At 53.5% G+C, this 19,272-nt stretch carries 26 protein-coding genes; 20 read left to right on the forward strand and 6 right to left on the reverse strand.

Annotated elements, in window-relative coordinates; all coding sequences use genetic code 11:
- Positions 1–21: 21 nt before the first annotated feature.
- Positions 22–297 carry a PilZ domain-containing protein gene (locus MHH28_RS04575; protein WP_405112392.1) on the reverse strand — a complete coding sequence of 92 codons (276 nt, stop codon included), beginning with the start codon at positions 295–297 and terminating at the stop codon, positions 22–24.
- Positions 298–545: 248 nt separating this feature from the next.
- On the opposite strand from MHH28_RS04575, the gene MHH28_RS04580 reads away from it, so the two are divergent.
- From MHH28_RS04580 to MHH28_RS04590, 3 genes are all read left to right on the forward strand, one after another.
- Entirely contained in the window at positions 546–1,151 is a 606-nt protein-coding gene (locus tag MHH28_RS04580) for a pentapeptide repeat-containing protein (RefSeq protein ID WP_405112395.1), read from the forward strand.
- A gap of 185 nt (positions 1,152–1,336) precedes the next feature.
- Positions 1,337–2,968 (forward strand): diguanylate cyclase domain-containing protein, encoded by a 1,632-nt coding sequence (locus MHH28_RS04585; protein ID WP_405112398.1) that lies wholly within the window; start codon positions 1,337–1,339, stop codon positions 2,966–2,968.
- A gap of 415 nt (positions 2,969–3,383) precedes the next feature.
- Complete coding sequence (locus tag MHH28_RS04590) at positions 3,384–3,482, forward strand: YjcZ family sporulation protein (RefSeq protein WP_405112401.1); 99 nt, start codon at positions 3,384–3,386, stop codon at positions 3,480–3,482.
- Positions 3,483–3,575: 93 nt separating this feature from the next.
- Here the strand turns inward: MHH28_RS04590 and MHH28_RS04595 are convergent, their stop codons facing one another.
- Both MHH28_RS04595 and MHH28_RS04600 read right to left on the reverse strand, forming a co-directional pair.
- A complete protein-coding gene (locus MHH28_RS04595; RefSeq protein WP_405112404.1) occupies positions 3,576–4,340 on the reverse strand; it encodes a DUF3169 family protein in 765 nt (254 codons plus the stop codon).
- Positions 4,333–4,560, reverse strand: coding sequence for a helix-turn-helix transcriptional regulator (locus tag MHH28_RS04600; RefSeq protein ID WP_405112407.1), 228 nt, complete (start codon positions 4,558–4,560; stop codon positions 4,333–4,335). Before MHH28_RS04600 ends, MHH28_RS04595 begins: the two co-directional genes overlap by 8 nt.
- Before the next feature lie 198 nt (positions 4,561–4,758).
- Here MHH28_RS04600 and MHH28_RS04605 point away from each other — a divergent pair, with 198 nt between their 5' ends.
- The 5 genes from MHH28_RS04605 to MHH28_RS04625 all read left to right on the forward strand — a co-directional run bounded on the left by MHH28_RS04605 (position 4,759) and on the right by MHH28_RS04625 (position 7,110).
- Positions 4,759–5,562 carry a glucosaminidase domain-containing protein gene (locus tag MHH28_RS04605; protein ID WP_405112410.1) on the forward strand — a complete coding sequence of 268 codons (804 nt, stop codon included), beginning with the start codon at positions 4,759–4,761 and terminating at the stop codon, positions 5,560–5,562.
- Positions 5,563–5,567: 5 nt separating this feature from the next.
- The gene (locus tag MHH28_RS04610) at positions 5,568–5,849 is read left to right on the forward strand and encodes a holin (RefSeq protein WP_405112413.1); all 282 of its coding nucleotides are present in this window, start codon (positions 5,568–5,570) and stop codon (positions 5,847–5,849) included.
- 118 nt (positions 5,850–5,967) lie between these two features.
- Positions 5,968–6,390: a hypothetical protein gene (locus MHH28_RS04615; RefSeq protein ID WP_405112416.1), complete on the forward strand. Its 423-nt coding sequence runs from the start codon at positions 5,968–5,970 to the stop codon at positions 6,388–6,390.
- Between the two features lie 156 nt (positions 6,391–6,546).
- Positions 6,547–6,681 carry a YjcZ family sporulation protein gene (locus MHH28_RS04620; protein ID WP_405112418.1) on the forward strand — a complete coding sequence of 45 codons (135 nt, stop codon included), beginning with the start codon at positions 6,547–6,549 and terminating at the stop codon, positions 6,679–6,681.
- Between the two features lie 177 nt (positions 6,682–6,858).
- Positions 6,859–7,110, forward strand: a complete 252-nt coding sequence (locus tag MHH28_RS04625) for a YjcQ family protein (RefSeq protein WP_405112421.1) — start codon at positions 6,859–6,861, stop codon at positions 7,108–7,110.
- Between the two features lie 98 nt (positions 7,111–7,208).
- On the opposite strand, the gene MHH28_RS04630 is transcribed toward MHH28_RS04625, so the two are convergent.
- Positions 7,209–7,784 (reverse strand): hypothetical protein, encoded by a 576-nt coding sequence (locus tag MHH28_RS04630; RefSeq protein WP_405112424.1) that lies wholly within the window; start codon positions 7,782–7,784, stop codon positions 7,209–7,211.
- A gap of 66 nt (positions 7,785–7,850) precedes the next feature.
- Between MHH28_RS04630 and MHH28_RS04635 the strand changes: the two genes are divergently transcribed.
- The 4 genes from MHH28_RS04635 (at position 7,851) to coaD (ending at position 10,024) form a co-directional block, all read left to right on the forward strand.
- Positions 7,851–8,096, forward strand: coding sequence for a hypothetical protein (locus tag MHH28_RS04635; protein WP_405112427.1), 246 nt, complete (start codon positions 7,851–7,853; stop codon positions 8,094–8,096).
- Between the two features lie 75 nt (positions 8,097–8,171).
- Positions 8,172–8,552 carry a hypothetical protein gene (locus tag MHH28_RS04640; protein WP_405112430.1) on the forward strand — a complete coding sequence of 127 codons (381 nt, stop codon included), beginning with the start codon at positions 8,172–8,174 and terminating at the stop codon, positions 8,550–8,552.
- A 361-nt stretch (positions 8,553–8,913) separates the two neighbouring features.
- On the forward strand, positions 8,914–9,522 hold the full coding sequence (gene rsmD / locus MHH28_RS04645; protein WP_405112433.1) for a 16S rRNA (guanine(966)-N(2))-methyltransferase RsmD: 609 nt from the start codon (positions 8,914–8,916) through the stop codon (positions 9,520–9,522).
- Positions 9,506–10,024, forward strand: a complete 519-nt coding sequence (gene coaD, locus MHH28_RS04650) for a pantetheine-phosphate adenylyltransferase (RefSeq protein ID WP_339256363.1) — start codon at positions 9,506–9,508, stop codon at positions 10,022–10,024. Before rsmD ends, coaD begins: the two co-directional genes overlap by 17 nt.
- Here coaD and MHH28_RS04655 read toward each other — a convergent pair.
- Positions 9,996–11,258, reverse strand: coding sequence for a nucleoside recognition domain-containing protein (locus tag MHH28_RS04655; protein WP_405112437.1), 1,263 nt, complete (start codon positions 11,256–11,258; stop codon positions 9,996–9,998). The genes coaD and MHH28_RS04655 overlap by 29 nt on opposite strands.
- 101 nt (positions 11,259–11,359) lie before the next feature.
- Here MHH28_RS04655 and MHH28_RS04660 point away from each other — a divergent pair, with 101 nt between their 5' ends.
- Positions 11,360–12,400, forward strand: coding sequence for a SepM family pheromone-processing serine protease (locus tag MHH28_RS04660; RefSeq protein ID WP_405112440.1), 1,041 nt, complete (start codon positions 11,360–11,362; stop codon positions 12,398–12,400).
- Here MHH28_RS04660 and MHH28_RS04665 read toward each other — a convergent pair.
- Positions 12,390–13,628: a nucleotidyltransferase gene (locus MHH28_RS04665; protein WP_405116850.1), complete on the reverse strand. Its 1,239-nt coding sequence runs from the start codon at positions 13,626–13,628 to the stop codon at positions 12,390–12,392. The two genes, MHH28_RS04660 and MHH28_RS04665, sit on opposite strands and share 11 nt — an antisense overlap.
- Before the next feature lie 139 nt (positions 13,629–13,767).
- On the opposite strand from MHH28_RS04665, the gene MHH28_RS04670 reads away from it, so the two are divergent.
- The 7 genes from MHH28_RS04670 to fabG all read left to right on the forward strand — a co-directional run bounded on the left by MHH28_RS04670 (position 13,768) and on the right by fabG (position 19,270).
- The gene (locus MHH28_RS04670; protein ID WP_405112443.1) at positions 13,768–14,289 is read left to right on the forward strand and encodes a YceD family protein; all 522 of its coding nucleotides are present in this window, start codon (positions 13,768–13,770) and stop codon (positions 14,287–14,289) included.
- Between the two features lie 51 nt (positions 14,290–14,340).
- Positions 14,341–14,514, forward strand: coding sequence for a 50S ribosomal protein L32 (gene rpmF, locus MHH28_RS04675; RefSeq protein WP_076154019.1), 174 nt, complete (start codon positions 14,341–14,343; stop codon positions 14,512–14,514).
- Between the two features lie 373 nt (positions 14,515–14,887).
- Positions 14,888–15,484, forward strand: coding sequence for a transcription factor FapR (gene fapR / locus MHH28_RS04680; protein ID WP_405112446.1), 597 nt, complete (start codon positions 14,888–14,890; stop codon positions 15,482–15,484).
- Entirely contained in the window at positions 15,468–16,457 is a 990-nt protein-coding gene (gene plsX / locus MHH28_RS04685) for a phosphate acyltransferase PlsX (protein WP_405112449.1), read from the forward strand. The genes fapR and plsX overlap by 17 nt, the downstream gene beginning before the upstream one ends.
- Positions 16,458–16,465: 8 nt before the next feature.
- The gene (locus MHH28_RS04690; RefSeq protein ID WP_405112452.1) at positions 16,466–17,455 is read left to right on the forward strand and encodes a beta-ketoacyl-ACP synthase III; all 990 of its coding nucleotides are present in this window, start codon (positions 16,466–16,468) and stop codon (positions 17,453–17,455) included.
- A 90-nt stretch (positions 17,456–17,545) separates the two neighbouring features.
- The gene (gene fabD, locus MHH28_RS04695) at positions 17,546–18,469 is read left to right on the forward strand and encodes an ACP S-malonyltransferase (RefSeq protein ID WP_405112455.1); all 924 of its coding nucleotides are present in this window, start codon (positions 17,546–17,548) and stop codon (positions 18,467–18,469) included.
- A 51-nt stretch (positions 18,470–18,520) separates the two neighbouring features.
- Positions 18,521–19,270, forward strand: a complete 750-nt coding sequence (gene fabG / locus MHH28_RS04700) for a 3-oxoacyl-ACP reductase FabG (protein ID WP_405112458.1) — start codon at positions 18,521–18,523, stop codon at positions 19,268–19,270.
- Positions 19,271–19,272: the final 2 nt, after the last annotated feature.

Consider the following 19,272-nt stretch of genomic DNA (forward strand, 5'->3'; position numbering starts at 1 on the left):
CATAATCAGAGCGCGGACGGGCTACAAACCTTGCGCGCTTCTTCCGCTTGTCCAGATGTCCAGCTCCCGCAGCAGCTGTTCTTCCTCGTCTTCCTGCAGGTCCAGCCGTACCCCATACTGGTATTGCCCAAGGCCGAACATCCAGCCCCAGCGGACACTGCCTTCATACTGAAGCTTCTCTTCCGCCAGCTGAAAATGAATAATCAGCTTCGTATCCCCTGCGGTGAAGCGGAGGTTCAGCGAGGTACGGACCTTGCAGCCGGAACGGCTAAGGTCAAGCAGGATACCTTCAGTCAATTTTCCCGCTCCCGGCCCTGAATTACCGGCGGGAATTTCAAGCCAGCAATCGATGGGCTGGTTCATTACATAACGGAATGGTTCTTTTCTGCTGGAGTCATCCATCATTTACCTCCGCGATTTTATTTGCTATTATATCGAAACGGCCACACTTGGACAATCTCCTAAAGTAGTATATTTAAAGAATAATATAGTATCTGTTATACCATACCTTTGCTCGAATACCCAGACAAAGAGGTGCTTAGACCATGTATCAGTATCATAATGAAACGTTTCAAGAGCATAATTTTGATTACGCGGCGCTGCAGGATGGAGAAATAAACGGCTGTACCTTTGAACGCTGCACCTTCCGGGGAGCTTCCATGGAAGAGATGACCTCCAGCGGCTGCCGGTTTGTGGATTGTGATTTCACCGGTGCCCTGCTGAATGCTTCGCTGCATACGGACGGCGCGTTCACCAACTGCAAGTTCACCGGAGCGAATCTGTTCGTGGCGAAGTTCGAGAACTGCAAGATGGTGGGATCGGATTTCGCCAATGCCTATATGGACGGAATTACACTGAGCGGAGGGGACTGGGCCTATACGAATCTGCGCCATCTGAATCTCAGCAGGCAGGATTTGCGCGGCATCCGGTTTACAGAGGCAGATATGCAGGGCTGCGATTTGCAAAAGGCGGATCTGCGGGGGGCTGATCTAAGCCGGGTCCAGCTTGCCCAGTGTAAGCTTGCAGGGGCGGACCTGCGAGACGCCAAGCTGGAAGGGATTGAACTGAAGAGCCTGGAGCTCAAAGGGGTACGTCTGGATGTGGAACAGGCTGTGCTGCTGGCTCGCTCCTTGGGAGCGAAGGTGGGTTAACGCACAAGGGCTATATGGATAGTGCTTATAGCATAATATAAGAAAAAACAGCCGTGTGCAGAAGCTGTATTATATTTCTGCCGGACTTTTCCGATAAAGAAATATCGACCCTTTTCGACATGTTGCCGCAGGATATCTTCAGTGGTCGGAAGCATGAACAAGGTCATCGGAAGAGGAGAGTGTACATGTCATTAAGTCTTCGCACCTTATTTTCAACAGCCTTTGCAGTCATTATTATTCTGCTCACGGCCATGCTCAGCTATGTGATCGGCAACCGGGCCACCGCTTCCGTAGAGGTCGGTATCGGCAGTTCCCTGGCCGCAGAGGCCAACCAAATGTCCGAGAAGCTGGATCATTTCATGTGGTCACGTTCCGGTGAAATAGAAGTTTTGAGTAAGCTGAGTGCTTTTCAAGAGCCGGTGGAACCGGCAGAAGCCGGGGGTCTGCTGGATCAGCTGAAGAAGAGTCTGCCGGTATTCACCTGGGTGGGCTTTTTGGATAAGACAGGGAATGTGATTGCTTCTACGGATCAGATTCTACAGGGGACAAATATCAGCCAGAGGCCGGTCTTCCAGCAGGCGCTTAAGGGAACCTTCATCGGGGATGTCCACGATGCAGTACTGCTCTCCAAGCTGCTGCCTGCTCCTACGGGGGAAGCCCTGCAATTTGTCGATGTGAGTGTGCCGGTCATGGACAAGCAGGGCCGGACAAGCGGCGTACTGGCGGCGCATCTTAGCTGGGAGTGGTCACGCGAAGTCGAGGCCTCCATTGTGAACCCGCTCAAGGAACGGCTTAAGGGGGTGGAGGTGTTCGTGGTCAGCAGGAAGGATGATACCATTCTGCTGGGACCTGAAGCGCTCACCGGCAAAAGAATGACAGCCGGGGTGCTGCAGCAGGCCCGCAGCGGCAAGAGCTCATATGTGATTGAACGGGAGCGGGGCCGTGACTCCTATTTAACCGGATACGCGTACGGGGACGGTTACATGAACTACCCGGGCCTCGGCTGGACGGTGATTATCCGTCAGCCGGCGGACATCGCTTTTGCCTCGGTCCGTCAGCTGGAACACTTCATATTGATCAGCGGTTTGCTGACCGCAGCGGTCTTCGCGCTGATCGGCTGGCTGCTGGCCGGTTGGATCAGCCTACCGCTGCGGAACATCACCCGCACAGCCGACCTGCTTAGCTCCGGTGCCGATGTAGAGATTCCCACCTCTACCCGGTTCAAGGATGTGGCAATCCTGTCGGCCTCCCTGCGGAGCCTGGTCAATAACCTGACCAAGACAGAGACCAAGCTGAGCTATATGTCGGATATGGCGCTGCATGATAAGCTTACCGGCCTGCCCAACCGCGCAGCGCTGGATGAGTTTCTGGCTCATGCGGTCAGTAAGGCCAAGCAGAAGCGGACGACGTTAAGCTTTTTGTACATGGATCTGGACGGCTTCAAAAAAGTGAATGACAGCTTCGGCCATGCGGTTGGAGATGCCCTGCTGCAGGAGGTAGCCTTCCGGCTGATGGATTGCACGCGGGACAATGAGATTGTTGCCCGGCTGGGCGGGGATGAATTCGTGATTATTCTGAATACCTCGGCTGGCAAGCCGATGAAGGAAGCGGAGGTGGTGGCTTCGCGGATTATCAGTAAGATCAACCAGCCGATTCTGATCAAAGGCGAGGAGCTTCGGGTAGGCTGCAGCGTAGGGGCGGCTGTATGGACACCGGATTGCGGCGATACGACCCTGACCATGCGGCTCGCAGACGAAGCCTTGTATATCTCCAAGCGGAGCGGGAAGAACCGGATTACCTTCGAGGCGGCTTCCTAGCATCAGGGATTATTTGCACATAGAAACCTCAAACAACCTTTTATCAGCGTGACGGGGAAGCCCCTCTTATGCCGGATAAAAGGTTGTTTTGCGTGTTCTCACTACATTTGGCGTAACCGCTTGCGTGGTTTAGACCACCATTTGATCCACAGAAATCCCTCGTCATCCCGGAATAATTTCATGCCTATCCAGCTCAGCGGGGTCCAGATTTCTTTGAAATAATATGAAGGCATAGTAAAATAGTCCCTCCGATATAGTTAATTATTACTAGTTTAAGCCAGGATGGAAGATTTAACAATACTTTTTTTACATATTAATCCCATATTGTGCGTTCGCCCAGTTTTTTTGGGACTACAGGCATATGATGTAAGGGAAGCGGAGCTGGGCATGTGCGTACAGAAGGGAGGTCCTGCAAGTGGGAGAACATGTAAGAGGTTATGGCGGTCTGAGAACGTCAACGGCCACCATACTGGTGCTGTTTATTTTGCTGATCATTATCCTTAGCGTATTTTAGCCGGAGAGACATACAGGACCATACAAAGAAGCGCCGGGGCAGATGCTCCGGCGCTTCTTTGTATATAGGATACACAAGGTAACCTACAGCGGGTCAGCTGTATTTAAGGACTTCGCGATAATACACAGTTTGCTGAATAAGGAGTATAAGCGCAAGCACAATGATCGGCATTGGGGCAAAGCCGAATAAGAGGGAGTACAGGGCGAAGAACAGCATCCCCATGACCAGACAAACCGTAGTTGCTTTGTAGCTGGAATAGGAGGAGCGGTATACAATCCAGCGCTCGCCTTCATCCATTTTGGCGAACAGCTCCCGCTGTGCATTCTGTGAATTGCCCAGACTGAGATCCAGCTGGCGGTCCGGATAATTATTGTTGTACAGCGTAAACGAGCGGTTCAGTAAGTAAAAAGAAAACAGCATGAACACCAGAGCTGTGATCATATTGGTCATCATGAAGGGGGCATCCTCAGACTCCTTGCCGCCGGGACCAAGTGCGTGTGCAAAGCTCATGACCAGCCATAATAGTGTAATAATCATAGTGTAATAGCTGAACTGCATAACTCTGCTAAGCGCCTTTTCTTTAAGATTATGAATCTCTCCGTCACTCTTCGGTTCATCCTTCATCCGGCGGGTCTGAACCAGGCCCAGTACAGTAAGAACGGCCAGCAGCAGGGAGAGCAGGGCTATACAGCCGAACATGATATCATACTCATAATAAATAGAAGGATTCAAGCTGAAATTCTCAGGTACAACAACCGCACCGGAAGCAAACACATACCCGATACATCCTCCGGTAGTCATACTTCCAAGCAGTAATATAAGCCCGCGCATATTCGCTCTCTTCTTCGCCTCATTCATCCTGTCCACTCTCCTTCTCTTTGTTAATCCAGAATACCGACTCTACGGTTACCGCAAACACCTCTGCGATCTTGAGTGCCAGCACTACGGAAGGTGAATAGTCTCCGCGTTCTATAAGGGCAATGGTCTGCCGGGAAGCCCCGATTCGCTGGGCAAGCTCGCTCTGGGACAACCTGTCCCGGGCTCTGTATTCCCTGACACGATTATTCAGTTCGTTCAAGTGCTACACCTCCTGTTATGAATTGTATATTAATATTGTCATAATGTAAATTATAATATACAAAAAGACGATAATTATAGTCAAAATATTAGATTGCCGTACTGGATTCTACAGGTTTCCATATACATCATAACAGGGATAAGCACAGGCATCCGCAGCTGAAAACGCATTTAATATAGTAGGAAAGGAAGTGATTCAATGACGGAATCTGAATTCATCTCCAAAATGGTCTCCTTCGCGGTAGCCGATATGCAGCGCAGCCGTATCCCGGCTTCGCTGACGATTGCCCAAGCTGCGCTGGAATCCGGCTGGGGAACCAGCAGCCTGACCGTTAAGGCTAACAATCTGTTTGGGATCAAGGGCAGCGGTCCTGCGGGCAGTATGCCGTTCAAGACTACGGAATACAGGAACGGCCAAGCTGTGCAGATCTCTGCGCCGTTCCGGTCCTATCATAACTGGGGAGAATCGGTGGCGGATCATTCGGCACTCATTACGGAAGGAGTCTCCTGGAACCGCCAACTCTACAGTAAGGCAATCGGCGTGGACGGCAAGACGGCTGCCCGGGAGATGGCTGCTGCAGGTTATGCAACCGATCCGGACTATGCTGCCAAGCTGATTCGGATTATGAATTCATATAACTTAACTCAATATGATGAAGTGAAGGAGGATGAGGAGATGTCGGCGGAAGACAAACAAAGAATTGCAAGGCTGGAAACAGAGCTGCGGGAGCTGAAGGAGCTGCTGGCAGGACTGTCTGTCAGCAGAGATACGTTGAAGGCCGGAGTTCAGGAGCAAGGCCAGTCTATTCAATCGGTAGCGGAGCGGCTGGCTGTCATCGAGAGCCGGGCAGTAATGGAAGTGCCTGACTGGGCCCGGCCTGCGGTACAAGCAGCGGCAGCAGCCGGGCTGCTGGATACGCCATCGGGCGGCAGCTATGATTTCTACCGGATGCTGACTGTGCTGAACTGTGCAGGCCTGCTGGTTACCGGTAAGGAGGTGTAGCGGATATGTACTACGATGCGCTCAACGATGTACTCGCATTTGCATCGGTATTGGCCGTGTTCGTGATGGCGCTGGTGCAGCTGGTGAAGAACAGTGTGAACCTTCCGCGCAACGTAGTTCCTGCGGTGGGGCTGGCCATAGGCCTGTTGGTTGGAGCTATCGCTTACCCTTTTACAGATATGAATCTTATTCTTCGTCTCTGGGCCGGAGGTCTGGCCGGATTGTCGGCAACGGGACTGTTCGAGCTGGCGTTCAATAAGCGGAGCGGAACTACGAAAGAAGGTTAGGCGAATAGAATCTCCAGGGAAGGAAGCTACTAAATATGGGGGTTAAGCATTGGTGATTGATCCAAGCGATTGATAGAATCTCGAAATATACTAAATATGAAGAAAGGAGGTGCTTCAAATGGGAACTTATGTTGATGGAAGAACCTCGCAGAACGCGAGTACTGCCAATTCTATTGCGATTCCAATTCTAGTAATTAATACTCCGCAGCTCTTCGGTCAAATTGGTCTGATCACTGCAGGGGTAGGCGCAAACCCAAGAGTCATGCTAAAAGGAACGGTATCGGTGCAGCTTCCGCTGGCACTGGTAGGTGTCACTATCACCATCGTTCGGGGAACGTTGTCTTCGGACCCGGTGGTATATTCTGCCACATCCACGTTCAGCCTTAGTGTACTGGCACCACAGGTTATCGCTTTCTCGGCCGATGATTTTCTTCCGACCATTACACCGCAGTTAACGTATACTGCATTTATCAGCTCCAACCTTCTCGGTACGGTTCGGGTAGGTCCTGAGAGCTTTGATGGAATACTGGTGTCAGATTAATCTGGTGAAGATATGGGGCTTCCTGCTCCGCTCACATGTTCGGGCGGGCAGGAAGCCCTTGTACATACGCCCCAAATTATGTCCGTTTCGCCCAATCTGATGAGGCAACTGGCTCATATGCTGTTCTGTAGTCATCATTAAGAAGGAGGTAATCTCATGGGTGCAGATTGCGGATACGGTGGTAATGTAGGCGGCGTTAATAACTGTGCGGTAAGTCCTTGGACATCGACAGGTGCGATTCTGGTTCTTTATATCCTGCTCGTTATTATTCTGAGTGCCTGCTTCTACTAAGAGAATACATCAGGCAGCGCGGTCCCGGTAACCCGGGACTGCGTCTTTTGCAGCTATTGCGATGGACAAGCCCTGCTGCCTGGAGGTGAATTTAAATTCGCCTTGCCCCGAAAGGATGTGCGATAATAGAAGTCATTGTCTTCAGGGCAATCAGTGCTGGTAAGAAAGAGGTGCAGGATGGAAGAGAAGGAAAAGATATATGCGATCCTCAAACGGATTGAAGCGGATCAGCCGGTCAATCAGGAGGTTATGGAACTGGAAGCCGGAGCCTTCGCCGACATTATGGAGGAGCTTATAGACAGCCGGATGGTGGAGAACGTTAAGATCTCCAGGTCAGGCAACGGTATGGTGACAGTCAGGGCCACTGAAATCAAAATGACCCGGCGCGGTCTTGATTTTATTTTGTTGAAGGAGTCCGGCAGAATTTGATCGGAAAAATAGATGTCATTACCCGGCACTGAAAGTGGCCGGGCTATTTTTTTGCACTGCACCTCATTATCCGCCATGAAAAGAATGGAATTCATTCTTTATTTGGTTGTGAGCTCAGACAACGCCTTGTCCATCTGCGCTTCATTCGACTGTACTGCTTCGCTATCCACAGCTTCAGAGCCGCGGAAGACATACTTGGTGTTCTGATAGAAGTCAAAAGCGAACTTCTTCATAGCTTCACCGTCAGGGTGATTACGCTCAACGACTGTCGCCTTGAACAGGTTCGTCAGCATGTACCCGGCGTCCTCGCTATGAGCGAGATAATTCCCGGCGGTATACTCCTCCACAATCTGCGATTCAAAATCCTTAAGTTCCACAGCCGACGGAGTATAAGATTTCGCCAGAACCTCCGCTGCATCTGCCTTTTGCGTGGCCTCCGTATCGGTTTGCGCAATTTGTTGGATAGCGGATTCCCAGTTAATCGACCCGTTCCCGGCAGACGGTTCGGCGACCGGCGCGGGGGTGGGCGGGGCTGCTGTCGGCTGCGCTGCTACGGTGGGGGTTGGGGCGGCTTGATTAGCTGGAGCGCTGCAGCCTGCGGTCAGTCCGATGGCACCGCCGAATACGATCGCTAGGGCAAGGGACGACATCTTTTTATACAAGGGCTTCTTCATAGCGGTTCCTCCTGAATCTATCTGATATCCATATACTATATATATATGTAACCTTGTCCGGACGGATTGAATTTATTCGCTAATGCGACTAATAGATATGTCAGTTCAACAGGAACCATCAAGCTTCGTGCTGAAGCGCAGGAACAAGATAAGATCCCCGATGAAGGCTCGGCCAACGCCTCAATTAAAGTCTCCACCCTTAAGGATACCCAGAACAAATCGCTGACAGTGAAAGTAGTCGAAAACCGCGGGCGGTATTCCGGAAATACAGCCTCCTGGAAGTTTGTGTTCAAGATCGATAAGGTCAAATGACAAGCAGAAATGAAGTAGAATAATACATTTGATTCTGGTACAATCTAAATATTAAGCTTTAAAGGAGCGGAGCACATGGATAATGATCTGGAACAATTATTGCGGTCCGTTATTCGGGAAGAGTTAGTTTCCATTAAGGATGACGTGTCCTCAGTTAAGGATGACTTGTCCTCGGTTAAGGATGACGTGTCCTCGGTTAAGGATGACCTGTCCTCAGTTAAGGATGACGTGTCCTCAGTTAAGGAGGAATTAGTCACCGTCAACGAGCGTTTGGATCGAATAGAGACAGAGCAGCAGAACATGAAACAAGATCAGGAACAAATTAAACGTGCTGTGCTGGAAACAAACGAGCGGCTCATCAACGTGGAGTCTCTTCTGGAGAATCAGCACAGAATAATCGAACTTCTCTCTGCGCGCTCCATTGAGCAGGAAGCCAAGCTGAAGCGGATTATATAAGCAGAGTCGATCCGATGCCCACAGGGCGTCGGATTTTTTAAAATAACCAAATAACAAAAATCGAGGCTCCCTTTCGGGAGCCTCTTTCATGGGAGAGGAGAAACCGGACGAAGAGCTTATGGGGAAACGTAAGCCTGCTCCGCGGTTGTCTACGACATTTTGTGATGTCGATAATTATAGGATGACCCGGATGAGGGAGTTTTATACATTTGCTTGCCAATATTCTTCAGGTACGCATTGTGACAAACTCGGACAATCTTTTTATTTCATGGAATAATTGTGGTACTATAGGCTTGGACTTATGCCCTGTAGCGGCATAGTAATGTAGAGACATAAAAGCTAAAAAGCAGGTGGATGATCGGTGAGAGTCATATCGGGAAGTGCAAAAGGCAGGCCGCTTAAAAGTGTTCCAGGCAATGGCACACGGCCTACTACCGATAAAGTAAAGGAAGCGTTATTCAGTATGATCGGGCCTTATTTTGAAGGGGGTACAGTGCTTGATCTGTATGCCGGTACCGGAGGCCTGGGGATCGAAGCCCTGAGCAGAGGGATGGAAGCCGCTGTATTTGTGGATATGGAGCAGAAGGCGATTGACACGGTTCGCGCCAATCTGAAGGCAGCCCGGCTGGAGGCGCAGGCTGAGGTTTACCGCAACGATGCGGGAAGAGCGCTTGGGGCACTGGAGAAGCGGGGGAGAGCGTTTGATCTTGTTTTCCTGGATCCGCCTTACCGGTTGAAGCATGGAGACGAACTGATGGTTGCGCTGGCGGACAAGCGGCTGCTGAACCATGATGCAGTGATCGTGCTGGAGCATGAGTCGGGATATGCCTATCCGGAGGATATACCCGGGTTCGTGAGAACGAAGCAATCCGTCTATGGAGAGGTTACGATCTCTATCTACCGGTATGAAGCTGCTGTTCCAGAGGCTGCCGCAAGCGGCAAGGAGGTTAATGATGAGTCTGCAAATTAGAAAAGAGCGTGTCGCCATCTATCCGGGAACCTTCGATCCGGTTACGCTGGGACATATGGATATTATCCACCGGGCCGCCAAACAGTTCGACAGGCTGATTGTGGCGGTGCTGAACAATCTAAGCAAGAACCCGTTGTTCTCTGTTGAGGAACGGACAGAACTTCTGCGCCAGGCGACAGCGGATATTCCGAATGTTGAGGTGGACAGCTTCCGTGACCTCCTTGTTAACTATGTGAGGCAAAAGGACGCCCAGGTCATTGTCCGGGGAATCCGGACAGTTACGGATTTTGAGTATGAGCTGCAGAACGCATCCATTAATCATAATCTTGACCCTGAAGCGGAAACCATATTTATGATGACCAATCCGAGATACTCCTATCTTAGCTCCAGTGTGGTGAAGGAGATTGCCCACTTCGGCGGGAAGGTCTCGGATTTTGTAACCCCTGAAGTGGAGCAGGCCATGAAGCTTAAGTTCAGCCGGATGGACGGCGGTTCGAAGTAAGCAGCTTCACGGCAGCGGACAGGACCAGCAGCAGCATAATAAGCAGGGCCTGAAGTCCCAGGATCTGCGGGATCAGCGTCCAGATTCTCAGCGCAAGACCCGTGTCCTGCGGCAGAGCTACCGGGGCGGAACCGGCAATAACCGGCAGCACCGCAGATTGAATGTGGAGAAGCGGTCTCCACAGCAGGAGCGTGAACGCAAAGGCAAATAGTCCATGCAGCAGCCTGACTGCGGTGAACGGGAGGAAGCGGACATTCGCTGCCTTCAGTACAGTCTGTGCCTGAAGCTGGGCGCAAATACCGCTCCAGGCCAGTCCGGCGGACAGCAGTGCGGGGCCAAGCAGGCCGCTTATGACGAAGCCTTCAAGACCTGTTCCTGCTGATGTCATGGACCGGGCACCGAGATGAATCTCGAGCATGCTTGCTGTAACCAGAGCCGGCAACCCCGGGAACAGTCTGGTAACAATATTTACGACAACTGCGAACATGATCATATAGCCGCCTACAATCATCAGATTCTGTACGGCGGCGGATACGGATTCGCCGAGCACCTTGCCGAAGCCCCGTCCATCCTTTGAACGGGCATCTGCTGCTGCCTGATGGATACGCTTGGGCCAGGATGCTTTTTTGGTATGGGGGCGGCTGCCGGTAAGTCCGGGGCCGCTTGCTTGCGGCGGAATCGTTGAAGTTGTCTTGCGGCGGCCGCTTAAGCTGGCGGACAGCATACCTGCGGCTAAGCCTGACAGCCAGTGGATGGCCAGCAGGGCATACCCTGCGGCTGGACTATGCAGGAACGCTGTTCCGACGACTATAAGCAGTGTGACCGGACTGGCATAATGGACGATAGCCGCCAGCCGCCCGGCCTCCTTGTCCGTAAGTTCCCCCTGCTTATGCAGCTGCATCACGCCTCCGGCTCCCGCCGGGAAGCCGGCGGTGAGGCCGAGCACAAGCGTCCAGCCGCCCGCGCCCGGAAGCCGGAAGCACCGCTTCATCAGCGGCTCAAGCAGGACGCCGATACCGTGCACGAAGCCTGATGCGCTCAGCATCTCTGACAGAATAAGGAATGGCAGCAGCGCCGGGAAGACCAGGGTCCACCAGAGCGTCAGGCCCGTAAGTGAAGCCTGGAATGAGGATTCGGGTGCCACGACAATGGCTATAGCGAGCAGAATGGCTGTAACCCCGGGTATAAATGGAGCTGAACCCGACAGGAAGCGTCTGAATCTAAACTTTATCATTAGAGTTATCCCCTCTTCATAGCTTAGGACATGGACAGATCTTGTTATCAATTTATGCAGGGGAGACAACCATCATGCCGCAGGAAAGAAGGGGAAGAGACTTGAGGCAATATAAACGCCGGGTAGGCCTCCGCGCTTCAGCCTATTTATTTTCATTCATAGTCGTTCTCTATGTTGTGGTCTTTATGAACACTCCTTACATTGTGTATCAGCCGGGTAGCGCCTCCGAGGTGGCACCGATGATCAGGGTGGAGAATGCCGATCCGCAGGAGCAGGGAACCTTCATGATGACTACGGTCTCTGCAAGCTATGCGAATGTGGCACTTCTCATCGCGTCCGTGTTCAATTCCAATTCCGAGGTGGTATTGAAAGAAACCCGTCTTCAAGATAAGACGGAGCAGGAATACGCGGCGGAGCAGGTATTCTATATGAATAGTTCGCAGTCCTATGCCGTGCAGGCAGCTTATCATGCTGCTGGTGTCCCCTATGAGGATGTCGTGGATTATCTGTATGTGTTCTCCGTCCCTGAGGCGGCCAATCAAGACAGGTTCAAGCCGGGGGACAAAATCATCAGTGTAGGCGGGCAACGGGCAGCCGATCCGGCCGCTCTGTCCAAACTGCTGTCCGTTCATCAAATCGGTGATACGGTGGAGGTATTGCTCCAGCGTGACGGCAAAGAGCTTAAGGAGCAGGTCAAGCTGGTCGGGGTCAAGGATAAAGAGGCTGCGGCTGCCCGGCCGGGCTTCGGAGTGGTCATTGGTGCCGTTCAAAAGGTGGAGCCAAAAGAGGAAGGAAAAGCCGTCAGTTTCGTGGATACCAACGTAGGCGGTCCCTCTGCCGGACTGATGTTCACCATGGAAATCTATAACCGGCTTACGCCGGGAGATCTGACCAAAGGCCGCAAGGTTGCAGGCACGGGGACGATAGATGCAGAGGGTAATGTGGGGCCGATCGGCGGTGTGAAGCATAAGATTGTAGCGGCCGACCGCAAGGGTGCGGAGATCTTTTTCGTTCCGCTCAAGAACTATGACGAGGCCAAAGCCAAAGCGGATCAAATCGGCACGAATATGAAGCTGATTCCTGTCTCCACGCTATCCGATGCCCTCAAATACATGGAGGAGCTGCCGGTCGTTAGATCCTGACCGGCGGCTGGAGATAATCGCTGTACAGATCGCTGCGCAGCGGGTCGGCAAATGTCCCGGCGAATACAGCGGCCGCCTGAAGGTCCCGCTCCAGCATGGGATGGGTATAGCGGGCAGGGCTTGTAATCACCGGAAGCGCGGCCTTCTGCTTCATCTGCTTCAGCAGCTCCCGGCCGCTGTCGCGGAAGCCGAGGACCCGGATATAGCCCGGTCCCTGGGCGAGAACGGAGCGGGACATCTCAGCTTTGCTGTGGTTCAGCAGGGTGTGGAGCAGCAGACGCTGGAGCCTGGTAAGGGTATACCGTCTGCTCTTAAGCTCCTGAAGCAGTTTGCTGACTGTGAACTTGTCCAGCTGGGGCAGGATGCGGAGCAGCCGGTTCTCCAGGCCCTCGTTCATGTCCTGCACCGTGTGCAGCTCCGCAGCGGAGCGCGTGGAGAGCACATGGCGCAGCAGCCTGCTGAAGTCTTCGAGCTGCACCGGGCCCCGGCCCGCTGCAAGCTCCCGCTCCAGGATGGCCTGGCTGTACTCCGGCATGTAAGCCGCCGGTGATCCGCCCTCCAGCAGCAGCCTGCGGATGGCTGTTGCACTGGCAATGGCCGACCCGCCTTCCAGCGGGTCGTGGAAGCCCGCGCCGGTACGCGGCACGGTCAAGGGCCTGATCGCGCTGCCGAGCCGCCGCAGCGCGATCAGGTAGTGAAGGCCGAGGCTATTGTTGGGCTGCCGCAGCAGCGCCTCGGCTTCTTCAGGGTTCCCGTTCCACTCGGGAGTCCCCTTCCAGGCCGCCGCCGCAGCAGCGCTGTAGGCGGCGGGGAATCCCGCGCCCCCGGAGAGGCGCGCGCGGATCTCCTCCTTAAGCGTGCTGCTCTCCTCGGCCAGGAAGCCGGCCAGAGGCAGCAGCACGCCCAGCGTGCCCGCTTCGGAACCGAAGCACAGGCTGTCGACGACGCCGGTCGCCTCCAGCAGGGATACCGCTCCGAAGGCGAACCATTCGGCCGGTTGGACGGCGTACGCCACCGGCAGCTCAATGACCAGATCGGCGCCCATATGCAGCGCCATCTCGGTACGGGCGCGCTTGCTGACCGCCGCCGGCTCGCCGCGCTGGGTGAACGGTCCGCTCATAATGATAACCGAGCGGTCCGCTCCCGATATTCTTTTGGCCTCGGTGAAATGATGGACATGCCCGTTATGTAAAGGGTTATATTCGGCTATAATACCTACAGTTGCCACAGTTGCTTCACGCCCCATTCTGGAATCTATATTGTATATCATAAATTGTCACGCCACCTGAAACAATATAAAGGGAAAGTGGTTGACAAAGTCAGGGAATAATAGGTATAATAAATTTTGTTTGTTTGGAGTGATAGTAATGAACATTCACTTTCGCAAATTAGCGAATGCCGACGAGCCTCTGGTTCTCCACGAAATGGTGGATGTCAGTGGTGTTGTCACAGGGCGCAAGGATATACTTGCTGTTGCACCACTCTCAGTAGACCTTAAAGCGCTGCCCGCGGGAAACGATAGTGTGAACGTGGTGGGAACACTGAGCGGAGAAGTGGACATGTTATGTTCACGTTGTCTCACGGAGGTCAAGAGTAAGCTGAACATTCCTTTCGCTGAGACCTTCAAGTGGCTTAAGCAGCCAATTCTTCCGGAAGATGAAGATGAGGAACTCATTTACATCAAAGATGAGATTGTGGATCTTATCCCGTATGTGGAAGAAAATTTCGTACTGCACTTACCGGATTCGGTATTGTGCAAGGCAGACTGTCTTGGTCTTTGTCAGAAATGCGGACAGAACTTGAACGAAGGCACCTGCAGTTGCGACAACACAGTGATCGATCCAAGACTCGCTGCGTTGAAAGGATTCTTTACCAAGCAAGATGACTAAGAACAAATCCCAAGTCCACTTGGGTTACACACAATCAGGAGGTGTCTAACAATGGCAGTACCACAACGCAGAACGTCCAAGACTCGCCGTGACAAGCGTCGTACTCACTTTAAACTGGTTGTTCCAGGTATGGTGAAATGCGAACAATGCGGAGAGCTGAAGCTTTCCCACCACGTATGTAAAGTTTGCGGAACATACAAAGCAAGAGAAATCATCAAACAATAGTTTGCACTTAAGAGTAGCACTTCATCTGCCGGTGAAGTGCTATTTTTATGCGGATTTAAGAATTTATAGGTTCACACGATAACTTCTCCTTCTATTTCTCGCTGAAACGGTATCCTCCTTTAAAAGGACGGCAAAGCCGTTTTCACTTGGGAAATAAAGCCGGCAGCAGCGTTGCCGAGGCCTTGCAATGCCCGGGTTTCAGGCGCTTTTCAAGCCAAAGCTTTATTTTTGCGGCGGCATGCTTTATACTACATATTAGTACCTGGTTCTAAATGGTAAGGAATAACAGAGAAGCGTGAACTACAGCGGCCACTCATGCGGGCCGGATGCTGCACATCAGGCCTGTGCCGGGAGGTGAGCCGCTATCGAGCGGATGTCCAAGAAAGAACGTCAGCAGCAACTGCTGGCTATAATTGAAAGGAACCCGTTTGTAACAGACCGGGAATTGACCCGCCAGCTGAAGGTGAGTATCCAGACGATCCGGCTGGACCGGCTGGAGCTGGGGATTCCGGAGCTGCGTGAGCGGATGAAGCAAATGGCGGAGCATTCGTATGATCAGGTGCGTTCCCTGCCAGCCGATGAAGTGGTCGGTGATATCGTGGATCTGCAGCTGGACCGGAGCGGGATCTCGATCTTCGAGATCCGGGATGAGCATGTGTTCTCCCGCAACGGAATTGCCCGGGGCCATTACGTGTTCGGCCAGGCGAATTCCCTCGCAGTTGCTATTATTAATGATGAGATTGCCTTAACGGCTTCGGCTGATATGCGGTTCGTACGCATGGTCCGGCTGGGCGAGAAATGCATTGCCAAGGCGCAGGTGCGGTCACTTGCGGGCCGGAACGGCAAAGCTGAAGTGGATGTATTTACATATGTCGGAGAAGAGCTGGTATTTCAAGGCCATTTTATAGTGTATCGTTCTGCAACTGAAGAGTACAACGAAGGGGGAAACCGGAGTGCGGATCGCCATTGATGCCATGGGCGGGGATAATGCTCCTGAATGTAATGTGGAAGGCGCGCTGGCCGCGGCTGCGGAGTGGAGTGACATAGAGATCATACTGGTCGGGGATGAAGCGCGGCTTGAGCCGCTGCTGAAGACTAAGCCTACCAACGTTACGGTACGTCATGCGGGGGATGTGATCGGTTCGGATGAAGAGCCCGTGAAGGCCGTCCGCCGCAAAAAGGACTCATCCATGGTCGTAGCCGGACGCATGGTCCGTGAGGGCGAGGCGGACGCCATGATCTCCTCGGGCAATACCGGGGCGCTGATGACTACAGGACTTCTGGTAGTCGGAAGAATGGAAGGGATCGAGCGGCCGGCACTCGCTCCGATGATTCCGACGCTGGATGATGTCGGTGTGCTGGCCCTGGATCTTGGCGCCAACATGGATGCCAAGCCGCAGCATCTGGCGCAGTATGCCCAGATCGGCAGCATATACCGCAACAAAGTGCACGGCATTGCGAAGCCCCGGGTAGGCCTGCTGAACGTCGGGACGGAGCCGGGCAAGGGGAACGAATTGACCAAGGAAGCCTATCCGCTCCTGGAGGCGCTGCAGGGCATTCATTTTGTCGGCAATGTGGAAGCGCGGGATGTACTCACCGGAAGCTGCGATGTGCTGGTCTGTGACGGCTTCGCCGGTAATATACTTCTGAAGACGCTGGAAGGAACGGCCGGCGCAATGTTCTCCCTGCTGAAGGAGCAGTTCAGCAAGTCGCTTAAGACGAAGCTGGGTGCAGCCATCCTGATGCCGGAGCTCAGAAGCCTGAAGGGCAAGATGGATTATAAGGAACACGGCGGAGCACCGCTGCTCGGTCTTAGCGGCCTGGTAGTGAAGGGGCATGGTTCGTCCGACGGCAATGCGGTGAAGAATGCGGTAAGACAGGCGCGCATTGCACTGAAGGCCGATCTGGTGCCCAGTATATCGAAGGAAATTAGCGGGAAGTGAGTGACGACATGAGACAATTACGTCCGGTAGGCATTATCGGGACAGGGAAATATGTACCTGAGAGAATATTAACCAATAGCGATCTGGAGAAGATCGTCGAGACGAACGATGAATGGATTGTCAGCCGCACGGGCATCCGGGAACGGCATATCGCGGCCCCGGAACAGGCCACCTCTGATCTGGCCTATGAAGCAGCCCTGAAGGCACTGGAATCCGCAGGCATGAAGGCTGAGGAGCTTGATCTGATCATTGTAGCTACAGTGACCCCTGATAGCGCCTTCCCGTCCACGGCCTGCATTCTTCAGGACAAGCTGGGGGCCAAGGGCGCAGCCGCTTTTGACCTGTCGGCAGCCTGCTCCGGCTTCGTCTACAGCCTGGCTACAGCAACGGGCTTTATCCAGAATGGAATGTATAACAATGCACTGATAATCGGTGCGGATACGCTGTCGCGCATTACAGACTATACAGACCGCAATACCTGCGTACTGTTCGGTGACGGTGCCGGTGCGGTAATCGTAGGCGAGGTTCCGGAAGGACGCGGCTTCCAGTCCTTCGATCTTGGAGCGGAAGGCTCCGGCGGCAGCCTGCTGAATCTGGAAGCGGGCGGATCGCGTCTGCCCGCTTCCCAGCAGACCGTGGAAGACAAGAAGCACTTCATCTATATGAATGGCCGCGAGGTCTTCAAGTTCGCGGTACGCGTCATGGGATCGGCCACGGAGCGTGTGCTTACCAAGGCGGGATTGTCCAAGGAGAATATTGACTTGTTCGTGCCGCATCAGGCCAACATCCGGATTATTCAATCCGCTATGCAGCGTCTGGAGCTGCCGCCGGAGAAGGTAGTAGTCAACGTTGATAAATACGCGAATACCTCCGCAGCCTCCATTCCGCTGGCTCTTGTTGAAGCAGCCGAGGAAGGCCGGATGAAGGAAGGCGACACGGTGCTGATGGTCGGCTTCGGCGGCGGACTTACCTGGGGCGCTTCTGTGCTGATCTGGTAAGAATTGGGGCATTAATAATAGTAACGAAGCGGCTCTAATTCGGCGGATATCCGGGTGGGCCGCAGGTAAAGGGAAGGAGCGTTATACCTCATGAGCAAAATCGCATTTGTCTTCCCCGGTCAGGGTGCACAGGCAGTCGGTATGGGTAAGGATGTATATGAAGTATTGCCCCAGAGCCGGGCGGTCTTTGAAAAGGGTGACGAGGTGCTTGGGTTTGCGCTGAGCGGGCTTATATTTGAAGGGCCGGACAGCGAGCTTAAGCAGACAGTGAACACTCAGCCGGCACTGGTTACCGCCAGTGTCGCTTATCTGCAAGCGATTAGCGGCCTTCAGATTACGCCGGATTATGTGGCAGGCCACAGTCTTGGCGAATATAGCGCTCTTGTGGCAGCCGGAGTGCTGTCTTATGAAGATGCTGTACGTCTGGTCCGCCTGCGCGGACAGTTCATGGAAGAGGCTGTGCCTGGAGGACAAGGGGCTATGGCAGCGGTGCTTGGTGCCGGCCGTGAGGCGCTTACGGAATTGTGCCAGAGTATTACAGCGGCGGGTAACTCCGTTGAACTGGCGAATGTCAATTGTCCGGGACAGATTGTAGTCTCGGGTTCGGTGGATGGAGTGGGTGAAGTCGTTCAGCGCGTGAAGGAAGCCGGAGGCAAACGGGCCATTCCGCTGGAGGTCAGCGGGCCGTTCCACTCTTCATTAATGAAGGGTGCGGCGCAGCGGCTGGCTGCCGAACTGCAGAAGGTAACCTTCAATGCTCCTGCTATGCCGGTAGTCGTCAATGTGACCGCTGCTCCTGTAACAGACCCAGAAGAAATCCGCAAACTGCTGGTAGAACAGGTATACTCTCCGGTGCTCTGGCAGGATAGCGTGGAATGGCTGATTGCCGCCGGAGTGGATACTTTTGTAGAGATCGGGTCCGGCAGCGTGCTGGCGGGTCTGATCCGCAAGATTGACAGGAATGTCAAGATTGTGAACATCAACAGTCTGGAGAGCGCACAGTCCGGCTGGTAAGCAGCCTGGCTTAACCGCAGCCGCATGATTATTGAAGGGGGACAACATAGCATGTTTGCAGCACTCAAAGGTCAGACCGCCCTTGTAACCGGAGGGTCCCGGGGCATCGGCCGCAGCATTGCCCTGGCACTAGCTGCCCATGGCGTGAAGGTCGCGGTGAACTATTCCGGCAGCCTTCAGGCGGCTGAAGAGACCGTGGCCCGGATTCACGAGCTGGGCTCGGAAGGATTCGCGCTGCAGGGGAATGTCGGCAGCAGCAGTGACGCCGAGAACCTGGTCAAGGAGGTTATCCAGGCCTGGGGAAGAATCGATATCCTGGTGAACAATGCGGGCATTACCCGGGATAATCTGATCATGCGTATGAAAGAGGAAGAATTCGATCAGGTCATCGAGACGAATCTGAAGGGTGTGTTCAACTGCCTGAAGGCAGTAACCCGCCCGATGATGAAGCAGCGGTATGGCCGGATTATCAATATTTCCTCTGTCGTGGGCGTGACGGGGAATCCCGGCCAGGTGAACTATACCGCTGCCAAGGCGGGGGTAATCGGCATGACGAAGTCTGCGGCCCGCGAGCTGTCTTCACGGGGAATTACCGTGAACTGCATCGCGCCCGGCTTCATTGATACCGACATGACCCGCGAGTTGTCCGATGAGGTCCGCAGTGAGCTGATCAAGGGAATTCCCTTGGGAGAGCTTGGGCGGGCGGAGGACATTGCGAATGCGGCCGTATTCCTGGCCTCGGAAGGGGCAGCCTACATGACAGGCCAGACGCTTCATGTGGATGGCGGAATGTACATGTAAGG

The sequence above is a fragment of the Paenibacillus sp. FSL K6-1217 genome, assembly GCF_045040735.1.
In the GTDB taxonomy this organism is placed as follows: Bacteria; Bacillota; Bacilli; order Paenibacillales; family Paenibacillaceae; genus Paenibacillus_AQ.

Coding starts and splice junctions, on each gene's coding strand:
- MHH28_RS04655 (WP_405112437.1), bottom strand. CDS start 11,258: ATGATAAAGTTTAGATTCAGACGCTTCCTGTCGGGTTCAGCTCCATTT.
- fabG (WP_405112458.1), top strand. CDS start 18,521: ATGTTTGCAGCACTCAAAGGTCAGACCGCCCTTGTAACCGGAGGGTCC.
- coaD (WP_339256363.1), top strand. CDS start 9,506: ATGAGTCTGCAAATTAGAAAAGAGCGTGTCGCCATCTATCCGGGAACC.
- MHH28_RS04670 (WP_405112443.1), top strand. CDS start 13,768: ATGAACATTCACTTTCGCAAATTAGCGAATGCCGACGAGCCTCTGGTT.
- MHH28_RS04690 (WP_405112452.1), top strand. CDS start 16,466: ATGAGACAATTACGTCCGGTAGGCATTATCGGGACAGGGAAATATGTA.
- fabD (WP_405112455.1), top strand. CDS start 17,546: ATGAGCAAAATCGCATTTGTCTTCCCCGGTCAGGGTGCACAGGCAGTC.
- MHH28_RS04610 (WP_405112413.1), top strand. CDS start 5,568: ATGTACTACGATGCGCTCAACGATGTACTCGCATTTGCATCGGTATTG.
- MHH28_RS04595 (WP_405112404.1), bottom strand. CDS start 4,340: ATGAATGAGGCGAAGAAGAGAGCGAATATGCGCGGGCTTATATTACTG.
- MHH28_RS04630 (WP_405112424.1), bottom strand. CDS start 7,784: ATGAAGAAGCCCTTGTATAAAAAGATGTCGTCCCTTGCCCTAGCGATC.
- MHH28_RS04620 (WP_405112418.1), top strand. CDS start 6,547: ATGGGTGCAGATTGCGGATACGGTGGTAATGTAGGCGGCGTTAATAAC.
- MHH28_RS04615 (WP_405112416.1), top strand. CDS start 5,968: ATGGGAACTTATGTTGATGGAAGAACCTCGCAGAACGCGAGTACTGCC.
- fapR (WP_405112446.1), top strand. CDS start 14,888: ATGTCCAAGAAAGAACGTCAGCAGCAACTGCTGGCTATAATTGAAAGG.
- MHH28_RS04580 (WP_405112395.1), top strand. CDS start 546: ATGTATCAGTATCATAATGAAACGTTTCAAGAGCATAATTTTGATTAC.
- MHH28_RS04605 (WP_405112410.1), top strand. CDS start 4,759: ATGACGGAATCTGAATTCATCTCCAAAATGGTCTCCTTCGCGGTAGCC.
- MHH28_RS04585 (WP_405112398.1), top strand. CDS start 1,337: ATGTCATTAAGTCTTCGCACCTTATTTTCAACAGCCTTTGCAGTCATT.
- rpmF (WP_076154019.1), top strand. CDS start 14,341: ATGGCAGTACCACAACGCAGAACGTCCAAGACTCGCCGTGACAAGCGT.
- MHH28_RS04640 (WP_405112430.1), top strand. CDS start 8,172: ATGGATAATGATCTGGAACAATTATTGCGGTCCGTTATTCGGGAAGAG.
- MHH28_RS04625 (WP_405112421.1), top strand. CDS start 6,859: ATGGAAGAGAAGGAAAAGATATATGCGATCCTCAAACGGATTGAAGCG.